This window comes from Microvirga soli, assembly GCF_016734765.1.
Lineage (GTDB): Bacteria > Pseudomonadota > Alphaproteobacteria > Rhizobiales > Beijerinckiaceae > Microvirga > Microvirga soli.
The window spans coordinates 384,635-405,252 of record NZ_JAERQE010000002.1; the positions used below are offsets into that span (position 1 = coordinate 384,635).

Consider the following 20,618-nt stretch of genomic DNA (forward strand, 5'->3'; position numbering starts at 1 on the left):
GTTACGCGTGAGCGGCTTCGCGCGGACGGGTGTCGATCACCTCAGGCTGCTCCGCCACGCGTGACCACAGGCGCTCTACCTCCGCCTGCACCTTGTGGAGAGCCGCCTCCTTCACGGGGCCATAGCCGCGGATATCCATGGGCGCCTTGGCGATTGCCACGAGGTCAGGCAAGCGCTGCGCGTCGAGCCGTTCCAGGATGCGCTCGACTTGGGCCTCGTACCACCCGATCAGCGCCCGTTCCATGCGCCGTTCGGCCGTGTAGCCGAAGATGTCGAAGGGTGTGCCGCGAACGATCTTCATCCTGGCCAGCACCCGCATGGGCGTCTGAATCCAGGAGCCGAAGGAACGCTTCTTCGGGCGTCCGCGCGCATCGCGCTTGGAAGACAGAAGCGGCGGCGCCATGTGGTACTTCACCGTGAAGTCGCCGTCGAATTCCTGCTGCAGCTTGTCGAGGAAGCCGGTCTCCATATGCAGGCGCGCGACCTCGTACTCGTCCTTGTAGGCCATGAGCTTGAACAGTGAGCGCGCCACCGCGTCGGTGAGCGCCTCGGAGGCGAGCGCGCCTTCAGCCTTGCGCACCCGCGACACCATCATCTCATAGCGGCCCGCGTAGAGCGCATCCTGGTAGGCGGTGAGGAAGGCGACCCGCCGGGCGATCACCTGATCGAGGGTCTCAGGCTCCTCCGGCTTGTCGTTCGCGATCTCATGCACAACCGCCGGATCAGCGCTGAGCAAGCGACCCCAGGCGAAGGCCTGGCGGTTGCGCTCGACCGCAACGCCGTTGAGTTCGATGGCGCGCGACAACGCCTCGAACGAGACCGGCACGAGCCCCTGCTGCCAGGCAAAACCCAGCATCATCACGTTGGCAAAAACCGTATCGCCGAGCAGCGTCTCGGCGAGCGCATTGGCATTGACCGTCGCCATGTTGCCCGCGCCGATGACGCGCTCGATGGCGCGCAGGCGCGTGCGGCTGGCGAGATCCGCATCGCGGAAGCGCACCACGTCGCCGGTGGGCATTTCGGCGGTGTTCATCACGGCGCGCGTGCCATGCCGGTAGGTGCCGGAGGCCTTGGGCGAGGAGCTGACGACGAGATCGCAGCCGATGAGCGCGTCGGCGGCGCCCTGGTCGATGCGCACCTGGTTCAGCTCGCCGGGGTTGGTGGCGATGCGCAGATAGCTCAACACCGGCCCGAACTTTTGGGCGAAGCCTGTGAAGTCGAGCACGGACACACCGCGGCCTTCGAGATGCGCCGCCATGCTGATGAGGGCGCCAATAGTCACGACACCCGTGCCACCGACGCCGGTGACGAGCAGGTCGAACGGCTTGTCGAGAACCGGCAGGGCAGGGGACGGCAGCGCCATGGCCCGCGCAGCAGCGTCGAAGGTCGACGTGCTCTTCGCTTTGCGCGTGGCACCTTCCACCGTGACGAAGCTGGGACAGAAGCCGTCCAGGCAGGAGAAATCCTTGTTGCAGGTGGAGAGGTTGATCTTGCGCTTGCGACCGAAGGGCGTTTCCTTCGGCTCCACGCTGAGGCAGTTGGACGCCACCGAGCAGTCGCCGCAGCCTTCGCAGACGAGATCGTTGATATAGGCGAAGCGCTTGGGATCCTCCATCTGGCCGCGCTTGCGGCGACGGCGCTTCTCAGTAGCGCAGGTCTGCTCGTAGATCAGCACCGTGACGCCGGAAATCTCGCGCAGCTCCCGCTGCACGGCATCGAGATCTTCGCGGTGATTGATCGTCACACCCTTGGGCAGATCCGCCGGCACGAATTTGTCGGGATCGTCCGACACGAGCGCGATGCGCTCGACGCCTTCCGCCCGAACGCTGTGGGCGATGGCATAGACGCTGATCGGACCGTCCACAGGCTGGCCGCCGGTCATGGCGACCGCGTCGTTGAACAGGATCTTGTAGGTGATGTTGGCGCCCGCCGCCATGGCCTGCCGGATCGCCATGGAACCGGAATGATAATAGGTGCCTTCGCCGAGATTCTGGAAGATGTGGCCCTGGCCTGTGAACTTCGATGAGGCCGCCCAGTTCACGCCTTCGCCGCCCATCTGGATCAGCGACGAGGTCTCCCGGTCCATCCAGCTCGCCATGAAGTGGCAGCCGATCCCGGCGAGGGCCTTGGAGCCTTCCGGCACCTTGGTCGAGGTGTTGTGCGGACAGCCGGAGCAGAAATAGGGCGTGCGCGTTGCGCCCGGTACCGCGATCACGCGCTCCGCGTCGGGGGTGAGGGCGGCGACGTGCTGCGCGAGGTCGAGATCGGGGAAGATCGGGTCGAGGCGCTTCGCCAGAACGCCGGCGAGGAAGCGCGGCGTGAGCTCTCCCGTCCAGGGGATGAGGCGCTCACCGGTCTCGTCGTGCTTGCCGACCATCCGCTCGGGCTTCGAGCCCGGGTAGTCGTAGAAATATTCCTTGAACTGGCTTTCGATGATGCCGCGCTTTTCCTCGACCACGAGGATCTCGCGCTTGCCCTTCACGAATTCCATGGCGTCGTGCAGCGGCAGCGGCCACACCATGCCGACCTTGTAGATGTCGATGCCATGCTGACGGCAGGCGGCCTCGTCGAGGCCGATGAGGCGCAGGGCCTCCATGAGATCGAGATGGGCCTTGCCGGTGGTAACGATGCCATAGGAGGCATCTGGAATGTCGTAGATCCGCCGGTCGATGGGGTTCGCCTTGGCGAAGGCATAAACGGCGTGCTTCTTCGCCTCCATGCGCTCCTCGATCTGCGGCCCCGGCAGATCAGGCCAGCGGTAATGCAGGCCGCCCGGAGGCGGGGTGAAATCGGGCTCAACAAACTGGCGCGGCGGATGCAACTCCACAGATGTGCCGGATTCCACGATCTCCGACACGGCCTTGAAGCCAACCCACATGCCGGAGAAGCGGCTCAGCGCATAGCCGTACTCGCCGAACTCGAGATACTCGGCGACGCTCGCGGGATGCAGCGTGGGCATGAACCAGCTCATGAACGCCACATCGGATTGATGCGGCATCGACGAGGACACGCAGCCATGGTCGTCGCCTGCCACCACCAGCACGCCGCCATGGGGCGAAGAGCCATAGGCATTACCGTGCTTGAGCGCATCGCCCGATCGGTCGACGCCGGGACCCTTGCCGTACCAGAGCCCGAACACACCCTCGACCTGCCGGTTGGGGTCGGTCTCCACCTGCTGCGAGCCGAGAACGGCGGTGGCCGCGAGGTCCTCGTTGACGGCGGGCAGGAACTCGATCCGATGTTCCTTCAGCTGCTCCTTCACCCGCCAGAACTCGAGATCGACGCCGCCGAGCGGCGAACCGCGGTAGCCCGCCACGAAGCCCGCCGTATTGAGGCCGGCCGCTTGGTCGCGTTTGGCTTGATCGAGCACGATGCGGATGATGGCCTGCGTGCCGGTGAGGAACGCCCGGCCGGTCTCGCGGGCATAGCGGTCGGAGAGCCGGTAATCGTCAAGGGACGGAACGCTTGTCATCAGCCTGATCCCAAGGAGAGAGCCATGTTCTGGCTAACTATGGTAGTTCCGAACGGCTGGTAGGTGCTTCCTCTTTGTTCCTCCTTGGGCCTCCTTTGTGGTAGATGTTTCGGATCTTGGCGCTATATCTGGTAAAAAATACCGGACGGGAGGGCGCCATGCTGGAGAAGCAGGACGAGCACATCCTGGTGCAGCTTCAGAAGGAGGGTCGCACCACTAACCAGCAACTGGCCGAGGACGTGGGCATGTCCACCTCCGCCTGCTGGCGTCGCGTCCGCGTGCTCGAAGAGGCCGGCGTGATCGTCGGCTACTCGGCCCTCGTGGATCGGGAAAAGGCGGGGTTCACCACATCGGCGATCCTGCACGTCTCGCTGGAACGGCATGACGCCAAATTCGTCGACGAATTTGTTTCACGTGTAACAGCGCGCGCGGAAGTTCTGGAATGCTTCGCCACGACGGGGGATGCCGATTACCACCTGCGCGTCGTGGTGCGGGACATGAAGGCCTACAACGCGTTCCTCGACGAGTTCATGTTCCGGCTGCCCGGCATCCGGCATGTGCGTACCAACGTGATCCTGAAGGAGATCAAGACCAGCGTGGCGCTGCCGTTCTGAGATGCATCTGGTTTACTTGCTCTCGGGCAGCAGCGCGTAGGCGAGCTGCGCGATGGCGACGGGGCGATCGTCGCCCACGGTCGTGAGCGTCACGCTGCCGAAGGCCATGGTTCGCCCGAGCCGCACGACCTTCGCGTCCGCCAGCACATCGATCTTCGCGGCAGGGCGGAGGAAATGCATGGTCTGATCCACCGTTGTCATGGGGCGGTACGCACCTCCGGAGGAGGAGACGGCAAACACCATGGCGGTGTCGGCCAAGCTCATGAGTGCCTGCCCGCAGATCACGCCATTGTCGCGACACAGCCTCTCCGAAAACGGCATGCGCAGAACCGCACCCTCGGCGCTGAGGCTCTCGATGGAAAGGTCGAGAGCCTGAATCCAGGGCGCGAAGACGTCCCTGAGCATCCGCTCCGCAGTCGCTTGATCGAATGTGGCCATTGGCTCCCCCAAACATTCTTCTTCTGATATCCGCTGCCAGCCGTGGCGAAGCGGCGGATACCAGTCTTATCTCAAAGCAACTGGCATGTGCTGCCAATGATCTTCCATCACGCACGTACCGCGTTCATGGTGAGCAGGTCATAGGTCGCGACCGTCTCGCCCTTGTCGGTGGTGATCTCCACGTCCCAGCGCACCTCACCATACTGCTCGTTGCGCGGCGACTTGGATTTGGCCGTGAGGCGCACCTTGATCGTCTCGCCCGGCTGCAAGGGCTTGATGAAGCGCAAGGAATCGAGGCCGTAATTGGCGAGCACCGGCCCCAGATCCGGATCGACAAAGAGCCCGGCCGCGAAGGATAGCAGCAGATAGCCGTGAGCAACCCGGCCGGGGAAGAACGGATGGTCCTTCGTGGCCTCTTCGCTCATATGGGCATAGAAGGTATCGCCGGTGAACGCGGCGAAGTGCTCAATGTCCTCCAGGGTGATCGTGCGCTCCTTCGAGATGAAGGTCTGGCCAATGGCGAGATCCTCGAAGTGGTAGCGGAAGGGGTGGCGTCCTTCCTGAACCATCGGAGCACCCTTGATCCAGCTCTGCGTCACGCGCGACAGCATGGCGGGCGAGCCCTGCAGGGCCGTGCGCTGCATGTAATGGTGCACGCCGCGCATGCCGCCGAGTTCCTCGCCGCCGCCGGCACGTCCCGGTCCACCATGGACCATGTGCGGCATGGGCGAGCCGTGACCGGTCTGCTCCTTGGCGCAGTCACGGTCGATCAGCACGAGGCGGCCATGGAAGGCGCCGACGCCGAAGACGAGGTCGGATGCCACCGCAGGATCATAGGTATAGACCGAGGCGACAAGGCTTCCGTCCCCCCGGTTGGCAAGCGCGATGCCCTGATCGAGCCCGTCATAGCCCATGACGGTGCAGACCGGGCCGAAGGCTTCGACGCTGTGCACGTTGGTGGCGCGGATCGGGTCCGGGCAGTGCAATAGGAGCGGGGGAATGAAGGCGCCACGCTCGCGGTCCGCGCCCTCGACTGTGAAGTTGTCCGGATCGCCGACCACGATGTCAGCTTCGCTCCGCAGCTTCGCCACCTGCGCCAGCACGTCCCGGCGCTGACCAAGGCCGACGACCGGGCCCATGCGGACGTTGTCGAGTTCCGGGTTGCCCACCGTGATCTTTGAGAGCCGCTCGCGCAAGGCCTCGATGACGGCAGGCATATGATTGTTTGGTGCAATCGCACGGCGGATGGCGGTGCATTTCTGCCCGGCCTTGACCGTCATTTCCTTCGCGACCTCCTTGATGAAGAGCTCGAATTCCGGTGTGCCTGGCCCGGCATCGGGCGCGAGGATCGCGGCATTGAGCGAGTCGCGCTCGGCGATGAAGCGGACGGATTCCCTGGCGATGACCGGATGTCGCTGCAGCTTCTGGGCCGTGTCCGCCGAGCCGGTGAAGGAGACGACATCCTGGCAGGTGAGGTGATCGAAGAGATCGCCCGTCGAGCCGATGATGCACTGGAGCGCACCTTCGGGAAGAATGCGCGACTCCGCGATCATGCGGACGAGCGCATGCGCCACGTAGGACGTGATCGTTGCTGGTTTCGTGACCACTGGCACGCCAGCCAGAATGGCCGGCGCGAGCTTTTCCAGCATGCCCCAACAGGGGAAGTTGAAGGCGTTGATATGAACGGCGACGCCAGCCAGCGGCGCCATCACATGCTGGCCGACGAAGCTGCCTCCCTTGGAGAGCGGCTCGACGGCGCCGTCCAGGAGGAAGGTGGTGTTGGGCAGTTCGCGACGGCCTTTGGAGGCATAGACGAAGAGGGTGCCGATGCCGCCGTCTACGTCGATGAAGTTGTCGGACCGCGTGGTACCTGTCTGGTAGGAGAGCTTGTAGAGCTGCTCCTTGCGCTCTGACAGATGAATGGCAAGACGTTTCAGAAGCTCTGCGCGCTGATGGAAGGTCAGCCGCCGCAGATTGGGGCCGCCAACCTGCCGGGCATAAGCCAGCACATTGCCCATGTCGAAACCGCCACTGGCGACCTCGGCGACCACGTCGCCGGTCACCGCACTGCGAACCTCCGCCAGCTCCTGACCCGGGGACATCCAACGTTCGCGAACGAAGCTCTCAAGTCTCATCTGGGCACCTCAAGGAATGGGGCGGCAGCGTCGGCTCAAATGGAGCTGCACCTGTGTCCGCATTATTGACCGACCGGTCGGTTAGTCAAGAAATTTTGGGATCTCAACTCCGGGACTCCGGAGTCGACAGGGGCAGGGGAAGCATGAATAGGTTAGGGCACGATGGACCCTCGGGGTGATGACCGTCGGATCTTGAAGCAGCGGAGTTGGCGTGAATGGCCGCGTTTGTCGAAACCCTTCTGGACCGGTTCCACGAGCGGACCCCGATCCGGGCGGGGTCGCTGATCGTGACGGTCTTCGGGGACGCGGTCGTGCCGCGGGGCGGGGTCCTGTCCTTGTCCTCGCTGCATGAGATCATGCGGGCGTTCCGCATCAGCGATACCCTGGTCAGGACAGCCCTGTCCCGTCTCGTGTCGGAGGGGTGGTTCGAGCGCTGGAAGGTTGGCCGCAACAGCTATTACCGGCTCACACCCCAGGGGCAAGAGGCTTTTGCCCAGGCGACGCAGCGGATCTATGCCGAGCCGCCGCAGGGGTGGCACGGCTCCTTCGACCTTCTCCTCCTCGACAACGGACAGGACCGGGGCGCTCTCCGCACCGAACTGACCGGGATCGGCTATGGGGTTCTTGGGCCGGACCTCCTCATCGCTGCCACGGCATCCCCCAATGAGAGGGAAGGAGCGCTTCGCCTTTCGGCCGCTCCGGCCGATGTCGCGACTGCCCGGCGGCTGGCCCAGCGCGCCTGGCCTCTGGACAGCATTGAGGGCCGCTACAGGCGCTTCATCGACACCTATGCGGGAACCCTCGCGGCGCTTGAGGGGGGCGCCCGGTTCGGCAGCCTCGACGCCCTGCTGGTCCGCATCCTCCTTATCCATGACTACCGGCGGGCCGTCCTGAAGGACCCCTTGCTGCCCCAGGAGCTTCTCCCGGACTCCTGGACCGGAGCGGCCGCCCGCGGGCTGTGCGGGACAATCTACAAGACCCTGCTCCCGGCCGCCGAAAGCTGGATTGACAGCCACGCGCAGAACGATCAAGGCCCGCTCCCGCCCGTGGGTCGAAGCTTTCAGGAGCGGTTTGCGGCAGTTCAGCCGGTTGCAAAATTGAAGGCCGGCTAGACGATCCGTTACAAGAATGTCTTGAATAAGCCAGTTTTTGTGACATATTGAGAAGGCAGCCTGCTAGCCCTCGGGGCATGCTGCCTGACGCTTGGACAGTGGCGCATGGAAAATTGCTGCCTTGCGGGCGTTAACCGGTTGCCGCGAGACCGGACGACACAACGAAGGCTCAAGGAGAAGCGCCGTGTATGCACAGATGGTGAAAACGGGCGTCGACCACATCCAATCCAAGGAGGAGATGTCTCCCGAGGAGCGCGCCTTCCAGGATCGCGTCGACCAGGACATCAAGATCGAGCCCAAGGAGTGGATGCCGGAAGCCTATCGCAAGACCCTGATCCGGCAGATCTCCCAGCATGCGCATTCCGAGATCATCGGCATGCAGCCGGAGGGCAACTGGATCACCCGCGCGCCGACGCTTGAGCGCAAGGCCATCCTGCTGGCCAAGGTGCAGGACGAGGCAGGCCACGGCCTCTATCTCTACTGCGCGGCCGAGACGCTGGGCGTGAGCCGCGACGAGTTGATGGAGCAGCTCAACAGCGGCAAGGCGAAGTATTCGAGCATCTTCAATTATCCGACGCTCACCTGGGCCGATATCGGCGCCATCGGCTGGCTGGTGGACGGCGCCGCGATCATGAACCAGGTGCCGCTGCAGCGCTGCTCCTATGGTCCGTATTCCCGCGCCATGATCCGCATCTGCAAGGAAGAGAGCTTCCACCAGCGCCAGGGCTACGATGCCATGACCAAGCTTGCGCGCGGCACGCCCGAGCAGAAGCAGATGGCCCAGGATGCGCTGAACCGCTGGTGGTGGCCGTCGCTGATGATGTTCGGCCCGTCCGATGCGGAGTCTGTTCACAGCGCGCAATCCATGCGCTGGAAGATCAAGATCAACTCCAACGACGAGCTGCGCCAGAAATTCGTCGACCAGACCGTGCCGCAGGCCGAGTACCTCGGACTCACGGTGCCCGATCCGGCCCTCAAATGGAACGCGGAGCGCGGGCACTACGATTTCGGCGAGGTCGACTGGAATGAGTTCTATCAGGTGGTCGCCGGCAACGGCCCCTGCAACCGCGACCGCCTGCGCACGCGGGTGAAGGCCTATGAAGAAGGTCGTTGGGTGCGCGATGCCGCTGACGCTTATGCAGCCAAGAAAGCAGCGCGCGCCAAGGCCAAGGCCGCATAGGGGAGGGTGCAATGACCGACAAGAAGGAATGGCCTCTCTGGGAGGTATTCATCCGCAGCCAGCACGGGCTCGCCCATCGCCATGTGGGCAGCCTGCATGCGCCCGATGCCGAAATGGCGATCATGAATGCGCGCGACGTCTATACGCGCCGCAATGAGGGCGTGAGCATCTGGGTGGTGCGCGCCTCCGACATCGCGGCAAGCTCGCCGAGCGAGAAGGGGCCGCTCTTCGATCCGGCCAACAGCAAGGTCTACCGGCACCCGACCTTCTACGAGATTCCCGAAGAGCTGGGGCATATGTGATGAGCGGGCAGGAGGCTCTTTTCGAGTATCTGCTGCGGCTTGGCGATAACACCCTGATCCTCGGTCATCGCCTGTCGGAATGGTGTGGGCATTCGCCAGCGCTGGAAGAGGATCTGGCGCTGTCCAACGTGGCGCTCGATCTCATCGGGCAGACGCAGCTCTGGCTGAACCTTGCGGGAGAGATCGAAGGCAAGGGGCGCGATGCCGACAAGCTCGCTTACCTGCGCGATGGTCGCGACTTCCGCAATGTCCTGCTCGTGGAGCAGCCGAACGGCGACTTCGCCGCCACGATGGCGCGCCAGTTCTATTTCGATGCGTGGCATTACCTGCTGCTGCGGGAACTCACGGGCTCGAAGGAAGCGCGCATCGCCGAGATCGCCGCGAAGGGCCTCAAAGAAGTCACCTATCACCTGGAGCGCAGCCAGGAATGGGTGCTGCGCCTCGGCGACGGCACGGAAGAGAGCCATCGCCGCATGCAGACGGCCATCGACGATCTCTGGATGTATACGGGCGAGATGTTCGAGTCCGACGCGGTGGACGAGGCCATGGTGCGCGATGGCATCGGGCCGGATCCCTCGTCGCTGCACGAGCCCTGGCTCGGCCTGATGCGCTCGACCGCCGAGGAGGCGACGCTCACCCTGCCTCAGCCCGGATGGGCGCAGCGCGGCGGCAAGCGTGGAATCCACTCGGAGCATCTCGGCTACATCCTGGCGGATCTCCAGTTCCTGCAGCGGGCCTATCCCAACGCAACGTGGTAGGGAGACGGCAGCCATGACGAGCAGCCTGACACGGCCCGGCCTGGAGCAGATCAGAACCTGGCTCGAAGAGGTTCCCGACCCGGAGGTGCCGGCTGTTTCCGTCATGGATCTCGGCATCGTGCGCGATGTGCAATGGGCTGGCGACGAGCTTGTCGTGGCGATCACGCCCACCTATTCGGGCTGCCCGGCCACGAGCGTCATCGCCTTCGATATCGAGGCCGCATTGCGGGCGCGGGGACTTGACCGCCTGCGCGTCGAGCGCCGGCTTTCGCCGCCCTGGACGACAGACTGGATCAGTGAGGACGGCAGGCGCAAGCTCGAAGCCTACGGCATCGCGCCTCCGGCCGAGAACGCAGGAGGCCCCTCAGTCTTCGACCGCCTGCTGCGCAAGCCGCTGACGATCGCCTGCCCGCGCTGCAAGTCCGAGAACACCTCGCGCATCAGCGAGTTCGGCTCGACGCCGTGCAAGGCGCAGTATCGGTGCGACGCCTGCCTCGAGCCTTTCGACTACTTCAAGTGCATCTGAAACGAGCGGACGCTCCATGACAAAGTTCTATCCTGTCACCGTTGCCGATGTCAGGCGCGAGACCCGCGATGCCATCATCCTCACGCTCGACGTGCCGGATGAGTACAAGGAGGCGTTCAGCTTCTCGCCGGGGCAATACCTGACCCTGCGCACCACCATCGATGGGGACGAGGTCCGGCGGTCCTATTCCATCTGTGCCGCTCCGACGGAGGGCAAGCTCCGGGTCGGCATCAAGAAGATCGCCGGTGGCGTGTTCTCGAACTGGGTGAGCGAGCAATTGGCGCCCGGCCATGTAATCGAGGCGATGCCGCCGATGGGCAACTTTTTCGTGCCCCTCGACCACACGCAGAAAAGGCATTTCGTGGGTTTCGCCGCGGGCAGCGGCATCACGCCGCTCATCAGCATCGTCAAGACGACGCTCAAGGCCGAGCCGCAATCCTCCTTCACGCTGTTCTACGGCAACCGTGCATCGAGCTCGATCATGTTCCGCGAGGAGCTTGAGGATCTCAAGAACGAGCATCTGGAGCGCTTCAGCCTTATCCACATCCTCAGCCGCGAGCAGCAGGACATCGACCTCTTCAACGGGCGCCTGACCAAGGAGAAGTGCGATCAGCTCCTCGATCACTGGCTCGATGCCTCCTCGATCGACACCGCCTTCATCTGCGGGCCGCAGGACATGATGCTGGGTGTCGCACAGAGCCTGGAAGAGCACGGCCTCGACAAGCGCAAGATCAAGTTCGAGCTGTTTGCCACCTCGACGCCGAGCCGCCGTCAGCGCACGCCCGAGCAAGCGAAGGCCGAGGAGGCCAGGAACCTCTGCGAGGCCACCATCGTCATCGATGGGCGCGCTCGCACCCTGTCATTCGAGAAGGGCACCGCGTCGGTGCTCGATGCGGCGACAGCCGAGGGGCTGGAACTTCCCTATGCCTGCAAGGGCGGCGTGTGCTCCACCTGCCGGGCGATGCTGGTCGAGGGCGAGGTCGACATGGACGCGAACTTCGCCCTTGAGGATTATGAGATCGCCCGGGGTTATATCCTGACTTGCCAGAGCTACCCGGTGACGGACAAAATCCTGGTCGATTTCGACAGGTGATTGAGGAGAGGCGCCATGGTCGATGAAGAAAGCCTCGTCAGCTTCGTGACCGGCGGTGGCCGCCTGAGCGCTCCCGACAACGTGACGCCGCGCTATCGCGCTGAACTCATGCGCCTCATGGCGATCTTCGTCGATTCCGAAATGGCCGGTGCCTCGGGGTTTGCCGATTGCATCAATTTGGCGCCAGGGCTGAAGGAGCGGATCACGGCCACACGCATCGTCCTCGAGAAGTTCAACCATGCGCGGCAGGTGCTCGAACTGATGGAGGAGTTCGGCGCCAATACGGGACAGTATGTGGGTGCACATCCCTGGGCATCCCGTCTCGACCGGAGCGCCAATCTCGGGCAGCGCCGCATAAGCGGCGACATGCGCCTCAACGTCTTCCACTACCCGATCAACGGCTGGGTCGATGCCGTGGTGATGAACTGCCTCATGGGGCAGGCAACCGTCGTGCAGCTCGACGAACTCACCCGCGGCTCCTACCAGCCCCTGGCCGATACGCTCTCCGGCATCCTTCCCGTCGAAAAGCAGCATGCAGAGCTTGGGCAAGAGGGATTGCAGGTGGCGCTCGAGAGAGGGCACGACCGGACCGACGCGCAGGCATCCGTGAACTATTGGTATCCGCGTGTAGCCGACACCTTCGGCAGCAGCGTGTCGGACCACTTCGACCAGCATCGGAAATATGGGCTGCGCCATAAGGGCCGAAAGGAGCTGATAGCCCAGTGGGAGGGCATCGTTCATCCCATGCTATCGCGCTTCGGTCTCGGCATTCCGAGGCATGTCTCGCCTGAGATCGGCGATCAGGCCTCTCTGCAGTAGTCGCCGGTCGCGAAGGACTTTCTATTCCGCAGCGCTGATACGCCGGGATGATGCAGTGGGTTCCGCGTGAAGATTGCGCGTTCCGTCCACGATCAGCTGCGCGACAAGCTCGGCATAATCGGCGCGGGTCACGTCGCCGGTGCTCTTGAACCAGAGATAATGCCAGTTGATCATGCCGAAGAGCGACATGGTCACGGGCTTGAGCAGCTTGGTGCCCTTCAGCTGCGGCGCGACGCCGGCTACCGCATCGGAGAAGATTTTCACCAGCTCTCGCTCCATCGCCTTGAGCTCCGTCTGCCGGTCGGGCGGCAGCAGACGCAGGCCGTTGATCTGCACGTTGTGCTGGGCATCGGCATCGCGATAGGCCTCGAGCAGGGCCGCGACCAGTTCCTTGAGGCGGGACCCGGCGGAAAGGTCCGGCCGGTCGGCGGCCTCCACCACTTCGAGCAGTTCCTCCAGATGGAAGCGGATGACGTCGAAGAGCAGCTCCTCCTTGTCCCGGTAATAGTGGTAGAGGTTCGCCTTGGAGACACCGCAGGCCTCCGCGATCTTGCTCATGGAGGCGCGGTCATAGCCATGCTCGGCAAAGAGTTCGGCCGAGCGATCGAGGATCGCCCGACGCTTTTCATCGTAGTTTGTGGCGCGGGTGCGGGCCATGGGGGCTGCTATTCTTTCGGTCTGCGGTCGATCACGCGTCTCGCCTTGCCGAGCGAGCGCTCGATGCCTTCCGGGTCGAGGACGTTGATCCGGGCGGTGATGCCAATAGTATCCTTGATCGCCTGACTCAAGCGGTCGGCCGCGGCTTTCCGGGTTTCGGGATAGTCGGCTTCGGGCCTGATCTCGGCCTTGATCTCCATCTGGTCCATGCGGCCTTCGCGGGTCAGCACGATCTGGTAATGGCCGGAGAGCGATGGAATGGTCAGGAGCTTTTCCTCGATCTGGCTGGGGAAAACGTTCACGCCGCGGATGATCATCATGTCGTCCGTGCGGCCGGTGACCTTTTCCATGCGGCGCATGGTGCGCGCGGTGCCGGGCATGAGGCGCGTCAGGTCCCGGGTGCGGTAGCGGATAACCGGCATCGCCTCCTTGGTGAGCGATGTGAAGACGAGTTCGCCTTCCTCGCCGTCCGGCAGCACTGCGCCGGTGTAGGGGTCGATCACCTCGGGATAGAAATGGTCTTCCCAGATGTGCAGGCCGTCCTTGGTCTCGATGCACTCGCAGGCAACACCCGGTCCCATCACCTCGGAGAGGCCGTAGATGTCGACCGCATGGATGTCGAAGGCCTCTTCGATCTCGGCGCGCATGGCATTCGTCCAGGGCTCCGCTCCGAAGATGCCGACCTTGAGCGACGACTGGCGCGGGTCGAGACCCTGCTTCTTGAACTCGTCGAGAATCGCCAGCATGTAGGACGGCGTGACCATGATCACGTCCGGCTTAAAATCGGTAATGAGCTGAACCTGTCGCTCGGTCATACCGCCCGACATGGGGATCACCGTGCAGCCGAGGCGCTCGGCGCCGTAATGCGCGCCTAACCCGCCGGTGAAGAGGCCGTAGCCATAGGCCACATGGGCCTTCATGCCGGGACGCCCGCCGCTCGCGCGGATCGAGCGCGCGACCACGTCGGACCAGACCTCGATGTCGCGCTTCGTGTAGCCGACAACTGTCGGCTTGCCGGTCGTTCCCGAAGAGGCGTGGATGCGCGCGACTTGGTCTTGCGGCACGGCGAACATGCCGAAGGGATAATTGTCCCGCAGGTCGGCCTTGGTGGTGAACGGAAACTTGGCGAGGTCGCTCAGATCCTTGAAGTCGTCCGGGTGGACGCCCGCCGCGTCGAACTTTGCCCGATAATGCGGCACGTTCTCATAGGCATGGCGCAGGGTCCAGGCGAGGCGCTCGCGCTGCAGAGCGGCGAGCTCCTCCCGTGAGGCCAGCTCGATGCTGTCGAGCTGAGCCGGCTGAGGCTTGAGTTCGGAAAGCTTGCGAAGCGGGATCTCGGCCAAGGAAACCTCCCATCCTGTCATTCTTGTTGGGCGCCGCTGTGTGGAGCGGATGCGAGCAGCGTGCCGGCAATGGTGCGCGAATGCCCGCGGAACTCGGCCACGACCTCGCCTTGAGCGTTGCGAACGGTGACGTCGTAGATGCCCGAGCGGCCCGAGCGGTTGCGCTCCACCGCGTGGGCCGTGAGCGTGTCGCCCCTGCGCCCCGGTTGCAGGAACGTCACGGCGCATTGCTGCGCGACCGTGCGCTGGTTGTAGGTGTTGCACGCGAAGGCAAAGGCCGAGTCGGCGAGCGTGAAGATGAAGCCACCATGACAGATGCCATGGCCGTTCGTCATGTCGGGCCGGATCGGCATGGACAGAACCGCCTCGCCTGGCGCAACCCGTTCCACGACCATGCCGAGGCCCTGGCTCGCCTGATCCTCGGCCCACATGGCCTGCGCGCAGGCTTGCGCGATGTCGTGCGCGGCGAGTGCGGAGGAGGGTGCGTCCATCAGGCTTTTCCCGTGAATTTCGGCGACCGCTTCTCAAAGAACGCAGTGACGCCCTCCAAGTAGTCCGGCGTGCGGCCTGCCTGGCCCTGCAGGTCGCGCTCAAGATCGAGTTGCCGGTCGAGATCGTTCGTTTCCGAGGCATTGAGGGCCTGCTTGATCAGGGCGAGCCCGGCCGTCGGCTGCGTGGCGAAATGAGCCGCCAGACGATTGGCCTCATCCATCAGGCTGGTGTCGTCGACCGCCTTCCAGATCATGCCCCAGGCCTCCGCCTGCTCGGCCGGAACAGGCTCCGCCAGGAGCGCGAGAGCGCGGGCGCGGGCAGGCCCCATGAGGCGCGGCAGGAACCAAGTTCCGCCAGAATCGGGAACGAGGCCGAGCTTCGCGAAAGCCTGGATGAATTTTGCCGAGCGCGCGGCCAGAACGATGTCGCAGGCCAGGGCAATGTTGGCCCCGGCACCGGCCGCGACGCCGTTGACGGCGCAGATGACCGGCATCTGCAGCGCGCGCAGCTTGCGAACGAGAGGGTTGTAGAGACGCTCGAGGGTGGAGGAGAGATCCGGCACCTGCCCGGGGCTGAAGACCCGGTCGGAGAGATCCTGCCCCGCACAGAACCCGCGCCCGGCGCCCGTGAGAACGATTGCCCTGCAGCTGTCGTCCACCTCCGCCTCGACGAGCGCGGACATCAATGCCGCGTGCATCGCCTCGTTGAAGGAGTTGAGGCGATCGGGACGGTTGAGGGTGATGATGCGGTATCCCTCCCGCCGCTCCGTGACGATGAGATCAGTCTCCACCATGGCCCTCCCGAAATGTCGCTGATGGCAAGCGGGCTTTCTGCGTCTTGTGTAGTATTGACCAACCGTTCGGTCAATTATATTGATGGAGGAAACAGCGTCAATGAGCCAACACTCGGCCCTCAAGGGAGCAGAACGGGATGGCATGTTTCGACGAACAGGATGCGTCTGCCACGCGCCGCAGCTTGAGTGCTGACGCCTGTTCGCCAGACATTGTGCTGCTGCCTTTCAAATCCCCGTGCTTCCCTTTCGCAACGAAGTTCAGGCTCCCGGCAGCCTCATGCCTTGCGCAACAATAAGAAAAACCGCCGACAACAAACCAGGAGGAAACAAATGAAATCGAAAGCTACGTTCAAAACCCTGTTGGTCGCCAGCGTCATGGCGCTTGGCGTGTCACAGGTCGCCCTCGCACAGGACACCGTCAAGATCGGCTCGGTTCTGTCAGTGACCGGGCCATCCTCGTTCCTGGGCGAGCCTGAGGACAAGACGCTGCGGCTCTATGTCGACAAGATCAATGCGGCCGGCGGCGTGAACGGCAAGAAGCTCGAACTGGTGATCTACGACGACGGCGGCGATGCCAACAAGGCGCGCACCTTCGCCACGCGTCTCGTCGAGGACGACGAAGTGATCGCCATGGTCGGCGGCACGACGACCGGCTCCACCATGGCGATGATCCCGGTATTCGAGGACGCCAAGGTGCCCTTCATTTCGCTCGCGGGCGCCATCGAGGTGATCGACCCCGTGCGCAAGTTCGTCTTCAAGACACCGCACACCGACAAGATGGCATGCGAAAAGATCTTCGAGGATCTGAAGAAGCGCAATCTCACGAAGATCGGCCTGGTGTCCGGCACCGACGGCTTCGGCGCTTCCATGCGGGCGCAATGCGTGAAGGTCGCGCCCACCTACGGCATGCAGATTATCGCCGACGAGAATTACGGCCCGCGTGACAGCGACATGACCGCTCAGCTCACCAAGATCAAGAACACGGCCGGCGTGCAGGCGGTGGTGAATCCGGGCTTCGGCCAGGGGCCCGCCATCGTGACCCGCAACTATGCCCAGCTCGGCATGAACAACATCCCGTTCTACCAGAGCCACGGCGTCGCCTCGAAGAGCTTCATCGATCTCGCTGGGGCTGCGGCCGAGGGTGTCCGCCTGCCGGCTGCGGCGCTGCTCGTGGGTGACAAGCTGCCGGAGAGCGATCCGCAGAAGAAGGTGGTGACCGAGTACAAGCAAGCCTACGAGAGTGCCACTAAACAGCCCGTCTCGACCTTCGGCGGTCACGCCTATGATGGTCTCTTCATTCTGGTCGAGGCCATGAAGCGCGCGAACTCCACGGAGTCGCAGAAGATCCGTGACGAGATCGAGAAGACCAAGGGCTTCGTCGGCACCGGCGGCATCGTGAACATGTCGGCGACGGACCATCTCGGCCTCGATCTCTCGGCCTTCCGCATGCTTGAGATCAAGGGTGGCGACTGGAACCTGGTGGCATCAGGCAGCTGATCTTCGCCGAAAGCGACTGAACGGGAGGCGGGTGTCCGCCTCCCGTTCGGCAACCTGAAGGTCGCGGGACAAATTCATGGCCGAGTTCCTCCAGTTCCTCATCTCCGGTCTGACGGTGGGCGCTGTCTATGCGCTTGTCGCGCTGGGCTTCACGCTGATCTACAACGCATCCGGCGTGGTGAACTTCGCCCAGGGCGAGTTCGTCATGCTCGGCGGGATGGTGACGGTGTTCGCTTCAGCCGCCGGCGTACCGCTGGTGCTGGCCGCTTTCATCGCGGTTGTGGTCGCCGTCGTGATCGGGCTTCTGCTCCATCGCCTTGCGATCGAGCCTGCCCGCGGCGCATCCGCCGTGACCCTCATCATCATTACCATCGGGGCGTCGATCCTTTTTCGAGGCATCGCCGCCATCATCTTCGACAAGCAGTTTCACAAGCTTCCCGGCTTCACGGGAGAGACGCCGATCGACATCCTGGGTGCCGCCGTCCAGCCGCAGAGCTTCTGGGTTCTCGGCGGCGCCGCGGTCGTGGTGGTGGCGCTCTACGTGTTTCTTGAGCACACGCTCCTTGGCAAGGCCGTTCTGGCGACGGCCGCGAACCGGCTGGCAGCACGGCTCGTCGGCATCAACACCACCACGATCATGGCGCTCGCCTTTGGCGGCTCCGCGGCCATCGGAGCGATTGCGGGCATTCTCGTCACGCCGATTACGTTGACCAGCTACGATGTCGGCACGCTCCTGGCCCTGAAAGGATTCGCCGCCGCCATGCTCGGAGGCATGGGCAATCCTGTCGGCGCGGTGGTCGGCGGGCTGCTTCTCGGTCTGCTGGAAGCGTTCGGTGCGGGATACCTGAGCTCCACCTACAAGGATGCCTTCGCGTTCCTGGTCATCCTCATCGTCCTGTTCGTGGCTCCTCAGGGCCTGTTCGGGCGCCGGGTTGTGGAGAGGGTGTGAGAATGGGTGCTCTCCTGAACCAACGCTTCCTGACCCTTGCCGTGTTGGCGGTTGTGATTGCTGTCCTCCCGTTTGTCTTTCCCTCAAGCTACTACTTCCGCGTGGCGTCGCTCGTGTGGGTGTCGGCGCTGGCGGCCATCGGCCTCAACATCCTCATGGGGCAGGCGGGCCAGGTCAGTCTCGGCCACGCGGCATTTTTCGGGATAGGCGCCTATGCTGTCGCCATCGGCCCGACGCATCTCGGCATTCCACCCTGGGCGGCGCTTTTGATCGGCGCGGCTCTCTCCGCCGTGCTCGCCTATCTCGTGGGACGTCCGATCCTGCGGCTGAAAGGGCACTATCTCGCCATCGCAACTCTCGGCCTCGGTGTGCTCGTCGCGCTTGTGATCTCGACGGAGAGCGGATGGACCGGTGGGCCGGACGGGATGCCCGTCGAGCGCCTGACCCTGTTCGGCTGGCGTGTCAGCGGTTCCTATACATGGTACTGGGTGACGGGTGCGCTTCTGCTCGTCGGAACCTGGATCGCGCTCAATCTCGACGAGACACCAACAGGACGGGCCTTCCGTGCGCTGCATGACAGCGAGGTCGCCGCCCAGGTGGTGGGCGTCGATGTTGCCCGCTTCAAGCTGCAGGCCTTCGTGATCGCCGCCGTCTATGCCTCGATCGCCGGTTCAGCCCTGGCCTTCATGAACGGCTTCATCAACCCGGATCAGGCGGGCTTCCTGCACTCCGTGGAACTCGTTACCATCGTGGTGCTCGGGGGGCTTGGATCCGTCGTCGGCAGCATTGTCGGCGCGGTCGTTCTGGTGACGCTGCCGCAGGCGCTGACGATGTTTCACGAATACGAGCACCTGCTGCTCGGGCTCATCATCGTCGTGTCCATGATCTTCATGCGCAACGGCATCGTGCCGAGTCTCTCCGGCCTGTTCCTCAGGAGGGCGCGGTCATGACAATCCTCAAGGCAACCGATATCGGCATTTCCTTCGGTGGGGTGAAAGCCGTCGATGGCGTGAGCTTCTCCGTGAGCCCGGGCCAGATTCTCTCGATCATCGGCCCCAATGGGGCGGGAAAGACGACCCTCTTCAACATCGTGTCGGGCATCTATGCGGCAAGCCGTGGCACGATCCACTTGGCCGATGAGGATGTGACCGGTCTTTCGCCGCACAAGTTGGCAGCGCGCGGGCTGTCCCGCACGTTCCAGAACCTGCAGATCTTCCAGCGCATGACGGCCTGCGAGAACGTGATGGTCGGGCGCCACCTCCGGGAGAAATGCAGTCTCCTGCCGGCGCTGTTCAGAACGCCGTCCGTGACGCGCCAGAACCGGGAAACGCGGGCTGCCGCGCTCGATCTCCTTGCTTATGTCGGCTTGAAGGATGTGGCCGACGTGCCGGCCGGCTCTCTTCCCTACGGGGCCTGCAAGCGTCTCGAGATCGCCCGCGCTCTTGCCGCCGAGCCGCGCGTGCTGCTTCTCGACGAACCGGCCGCCGGATGCAATGCGGTCGAGACCGAGGAGATCGATCATCTGATCCGGCAGGTCGCCGACCGGGGTGTCGCGGTCGTTCTCGTCGAGCACGACATGAAGCTCGTCATGAAGATCTCCGACAGGATCCTGGTCCTTGAGCGAGGCAGGCCGCTGGCCGAGGGAACGCCGCGGGAGGTGCGCGATGATCCAAAGGTCCTTGAGGCTTATCTGGGACAGCACGGCGCCCGGGAGGCTGCCCGTGCTTGAGGTGGAAAACCTGCGCAGCGCCTATGGCCGGATCGAAGTCCTCAAGGGCGTCAGCCTCGAGGTGCATGCCGGGGAGGTTGTAGCGCTCGTCGGCGCGAATGGCGCGGGAAAGACGACGCTGCTGCGTGCGCTTTCCGGTGTGCAGCCGATGACCGGCGGGGAGATCCGCTTCAAGGGACAACGCATCGACCGTCTGGCGCCGCATCAGCGGGTAGAACTCGGGATCACCCAGTCGCCCGAGGGCCGGCAGGTGTTCGGACCTCTGACAGTCGAGGACAATCTGAGGCTTGGAGCCTACAGGCGGCGCGACAAGGAGATCGAGCAGGATCGCGACCGGGTTTTCGCAATGTTTCCGATCCTGGCCGAGAAGCGCCATCTTCTGGCTGGAGGATTGTCGGGCGGCCAGCAGCAGATGCTGGCTATCGGGCGGGCCCTGATGGGGCGTCCCAAGCTCCTGCTGCTGGACGAGCCGTCGCTTGGATTGTCGCCGCTCCTGGTCGATCAGATTCTGGATGCCATCGTGTCACTGAGGAAGGACGGGATCACGGTGCTTCTCGTGGAGCAGAATGCCAGCGCAGCTCTGGCGATTGCCGATCGCGGCTATGTGCTTGAGACCGGCAAGGTGGCCTATAGCGGAACGGGTTCCTCCCTGCTCGCCGACCCTCAGGTGAAGGCGGCCTATCTCGGGATCGAGTAATCCGCCTGGCCG

The 20,618-nt window shown here is 63.9% G+C and carries 20 protein-coding genes; 13 read left to right on the forward strand and 7 right to left on the reverse strand.

Annotated features, from left to right (window positions below):
- Position 1 precedes the first annotated feature (1 nt).
- Complete coding sequence (locus tag JKL45_RS03645) at positions 2-3,472, reverse strand: indolepyruvate ferredoxin oxidoreductase family protein (protein WP_201859742.1); 3,471 nt, start codon at positions 3,470-3,472, stop codon at positions 2-4.
- 158 nt (positions 3,473-3,630) lie between these two features.
- Here JKL45_RS03645 and JKL45_RS03650 point away from each other — a divergent pair, with 158 nt between their 5' ends.
- Positions 3,631-4,086, forward strand: coding sequence for an Lrp/AsnC family transcriptional regulator (locus tag JKL45_RS03650; RefSeq protein WP_201859743.1), 456 nt, complete (start codon positions 3,631-3,633; stop codon positions 4,084-4,086).
- Between the two features lie 12 nt (positions 4,087-4,098).
- On the opposite strand, the gene JKL45_RS03655 is transcribed toward JKL45_RS03650, so the two are convergent.
- Positions 4,099-4,524: a PaaI family thioesterase gene (locus tag JKL45_RS03655; protein ID WP_201859744.1), complete on the reverse strand. Its 426-nt coding sequence runs from the start codon at positions 4,522-4,524 to the stop codon at positions 4,099-4,101.
- A 107-nt stretch (positions 4,525-4,631) separates the two neighbouring features.
- Positions 4,632-6,659, reverse strand: coding sequence for a phenylacetic acid degradation bifunctional protein PaaZ (paaZ, locus tag JKL45_RS03660; protein WP_201859745.1), 2,028 nt, complete (start codon positions 6,657-6,659; stop codon positions 4,632-4,634).
- A 215-nt stretch (positions 6,660-6,874) separates the two neighbouring features.
- Between paaZ and JKL45_RS03665 the strand changes: the two genes are divergently transcribed.
- The 7 genes from JKL45_RS03665 to JKL45_RS03695 all read left to right on the forward strand — a co-directional run bounded on the left by JKL45_RS03665 (position 6,875) and on the right by JKL45_RS03695 (position 12,449).
- A complete protein-coding gene (locus JKL45_RS03665; protein ID WP_201859746.1) occupies positions 6,875-7,771 on the forward strand; it encodes a PaaX family transcriptional regulator in 897 nt (298 codons plus the stop codon).
- Between the two features lie 184 nt (positions 7,772-7,955).
- On the forward strand, positions 7,956-8,951 hold the full coding sequence (gene paaA, locus JKL45_RS03670; protein WP_201859747.1) for a 1,2-phenylacetyl-CoA epoxidase subunit PaaA: 996 nt from the start codon (positions 7,956-7,958) through the stop codon (positions 8,949-8,951).
- 11 nt (positions 8,952-8,962) lie between these two features.
- Positions 8,963-9,253: a 1,2-phenylacetyl-CoA epoxidase subunit PaaB gene (paaB, locus tag JKL45_RS03675; protein ID WP_036358944.1), complete on the forward strand. Its 291-nt coding sequence runs from the start codon at positions 8,963-8,965 to the stop codon at positions 9,251-9,253.
- Entirely contained in the window at positions 9,253-10,011 is a 759-nt protein-coding gene (paaC, locus tag JKL45_RS03680; protein ID WP_201859748.1) for a 1,2-phenylacetyl-CoA epoxidase subunit PaaC, read from the forward strand. The genes paaB and paaC overlap by 1 nt, the downstream gene beginning before the upstream one ends.
- A gap of 13 nt (positions 10,012-10,024) precedes the next feature.
- Positions 10,025-10,537 carry a 1,2-phenylacetyl-CoA epoxidase subunit PaaD gene (paaD, locus tag JKL45_RS03685; protein WP_201859749.1) on the forward strand — a complete coding sequence of 171 codons (513 nt, stop codon included), beginning with the start codon at positions 10,025-10,027 and terminating at the stop codon, positions 10,535-10,537.
- Between the two features lie 16 nt (positions 10,538-10,553).
- Positions 10,554-11,630: a 1,2-phenylacetyl-CoA epoxidase subunit PaaE gene (paaE, locus tag JKL45_RS03690; RefSeq protein WP_201859750.1), complete on the forward strand. Its 1,077-nt coding sequence runs from the start codon at positions 10,554-10,556 to the stop codon at positions 11,628-11,630.
- A gap of 15 nt (positions 11,631-11,645) precedes the next feature.
- Positions 11,646-12,449, forward strand: coding sequence for a Phenylacetic acid catabolic protein (locus JKL45_RS03695; RefSeq protein ID WP_201859751.1), 804 nt, complete (start codon positions 11,646-11,648; stop codon positions 12,447-12,449).
- A gap of 21 nt (positions 12,450-12,470) precedes the next feature.
- Here the strand turns inward: JKL45_RS03695 and JKL45_RS03700 are convergent, their stop codons facing one another.
- Genes JKL45_RS03700 through paaG form a run of 4 tightly spaced genes read right to left on the reverse strand, consistent with a single transcriptional unit; the run spans position 12,471 to position 15,734 of the window.
- Positions 12,471-13,106, reverse strand: coding sequence for a TetR/AcrR family transcriptional regulator (locus JKL45_RS03700; RefSeq protein ID WP_201859753.1), 636 nt, complete (start codon positions 13,104-13,106; stop codon positions 12,471-12,473).
- 8 nt (positions 13,107-13,114) lie between these two features.
- Positions 13,115-14,449: a phenylacetate--CoA ligase PaaK gene (gene paaK, locus JKL45_RS03705; RefSeq protein ID WP_201859754.1), complete on the reverse strand. Its 1,335-nt coding sequence runs from the start codon at positions 14,447-14,449 to the stop codon at positions 13,115-13,117.
- 17 nt (positions 14,450-14,466) lie between these two features.
- Positions 14,467-14,940: a hydroxyphenylacetyl-CoA thioesterase PaaI gene (paaI, locus tag JKL45_RS03710; RefSeq protein ID WP_201859755.1), complete on the reverse strand. Its 474-nt coding sequence runs from the start codon at positions 14,938-14,940 to the stop codon at positions 14,467-14,469.
- Positions 14,940-15,734: a 2-(1,2-epoxy-1,2-dihydrophenyl)acetyl-CoA isomerase PaaG gene (gene paaG / locus JKL45_RS03715; RefSeq protein ID WP_210345650.1), complete on the reverse strand. Its 795-nt coding sequence runs from the start codon at positions 15,732-15,734 to the stop codon at positions 14,940-14,942. The genes paaI and paaG overlap by 1 nt, the downstream gene beginning before the upstream one ends.
- Before the next feature lie 375 nt (positions 15,735-16,109).
- On the opposite strand from paaG, the gene JKL45_RS03720 reads away from it, so the two are divergent.
- From JKL45_RS03720 to JKL45_RS03740, 5 genes are all read left to right on the forward strand, one after another.
- Complete coding sequence (locus JKL45_RS03720) at positions 16,110-17,231, forward strand: ABC transporter substrate-binding protein (protein WP_246498280.1); 1,122 nt, start codon at positions 16,110-16,112, stop codon at positions 17,229-17,231.
- A 76-nt stretch (positions 17,232-17,307) separates the two neighbouring features.
- Positions 17,308-18,180, forward strand: a complete 873-nt coding sequence (locus JKL45_RS03725; RefSeq protein ID WP_201859757.1) for a branched-chain amino acid ABC transporter permease — start codon at positions 17,308-17,310, stop codon at positions 18,178-18,180.
- A 2-nt stretch (positions 18,181-18,182) separates the two neighbouring features.
- Positions 18,183-19,130 (forward strand): branched-chain amino acid ABC transporter permease, encoded by a 948-nt coding sequence (locus tag JKL45_RS03730; RefSeq protein WP_201859758.1) that lies wholly within the window; start codon positions 18,183-18,185, stop codon positions 19,128-19,130.
- Positions 19,127-19,909 (forward strand): ABC transporter ATP-binding protein, encoded by a 783-nt coding sequence (locus JKL45_RS03735; protein ID WP_201859759.1) that lies wholly within the window; start codon positions 19,127-19,129, stop codon positions 19,907-19,909. The genes JKL45_RS03730 and JKL45_RS03735 overlap by 4 nt, the downstream gene beginning before the upstream one ends.
- Entirely contained in the window at positions 19,902-20,606 is a 705-nt protein-coding gene (locus JKL45_RS03740; RefSeq protein WP_201859760.1) for an ABC transporter ATP-binding protein, read from the forward strand. Before JKL45_RS03735 ends, JKL45_RS03740 begins: the two co-directional genes overlap by 8 nt.
- The last annotated feature ends 12 nt before the right edge of the window (positions 20,607-20,618 follow it).

Coding starts and splice junctions, on each gene's coding strand:
- JKL45_RS03725 (WP_201859757.1), top strand. CDS start 17,308: ATGGCCGAGTTCCTCCAGTTCCTCATCTCCGGTCTGACGGTGGGCGCT.
- paaD (WP_201859749.1), top strand. CDS start 10,025: ATGACGAGCAGCCTGACACGGCCCGGCCTGGAGCAGATCAGAACCTGG.
- JKL45_RS03730 (WP_201859758.1), top strand. CDS start 18,183: ATGGGTGCTCTCCTGAACCAACGCTTCCTGACCCTTGCCGTGTTGGCG.
- paaI (WP_201859755.1), bottom strand. CDS start 14,940: ATGGACGCACCCTCCTCCGCACTCGCCGCGCACGACATCGCGCAAGCC.
- paaB (WP_036358944.1), top strand. CDS start 8,963: ATGACCGACAAGAAGGAATGGCCTCTCTGGGAGGTATTCATCCGCAGC.
- JKL45_RS03645 (WP_201859742.1), bottom strand. CDS start 3,472: ATGACAAGCGTTCCGTCCCTTGACGATTACCGGCTCTCCGACCGCTAT.
- JKL45_RS03665 (WP_201859746.1), top strand. CDS start 6,875: ATGGCCGCGTTTGTCGAAACCCTTCTGGACCGGTTCCACGAGCGGACC.
- JKL45_RS03695 (WP_201859751.1), top strand. CDS start 11,646: ATGGTCGATGAAGAAAGCCTCGTCAGCTTCGTGACCGGCGGTGGCCGC.
- JKL45_RS03700 (WP_201859753.1), bottom strand. CDS start 13,106: ATGGCCCGCACCCGCGCCACAAACTACGATGAAAAGCGTCGGGCGATC.
- paaE (WP_201859750.1), top strand. CDS start 10,554: ATGACAAAGTTCTATCCTGTCACCGTTGCCGATGTCAGGCGCGAGACC.
- paaG (WP_210345650.1), bottom strand. CDS start 15,734: ATGGTGGAGACTGATCTCATCGTCACGGAGCGGCGGGAGGGATACCGC.
- paaZ (WP_201859745.1), bottom strand. CDS start 6,659: ATGAGACTTGAGAGCTTCGTTCGCGAACGTTGGATGTCCCCGGGTCAG.
- paaC (WP_201859748.1), top strand. CDS start 9,253: ATGAGCGGGCAGGAGGCTCTTTTCGAGTATCTGCTGCGGCTTGGCGAT.
- JKL45_RS03735 (WP_201859759.1), top strand. CDS start 19,127: ATGACAATCCTCAAGGCAACCGATATCGGCATTTCCTTCGGTGGGGTG.
- JKL45_RS03655 (WP_201859744.1), bottom strand. CDS start 4,524: ATGGCCACATTCGATCAAGCGACTGCGGAGCGGATGCTCAGGGACGTC.
- JKL45_RS03650 (WP_201859743.1), top strand. CDS start 3,631: ATGCTGGAGAAGCAGGACGAGCACATCCTGGTGCAGCTTCAGAAGGAG.
- JKL45_RS03720 (WP_246498280.1), top strand. CDS start 16,110: ATGGCGCTTGGCGTGTCACAGGTCGCCCTCGCACAGGACACCGTCAAG.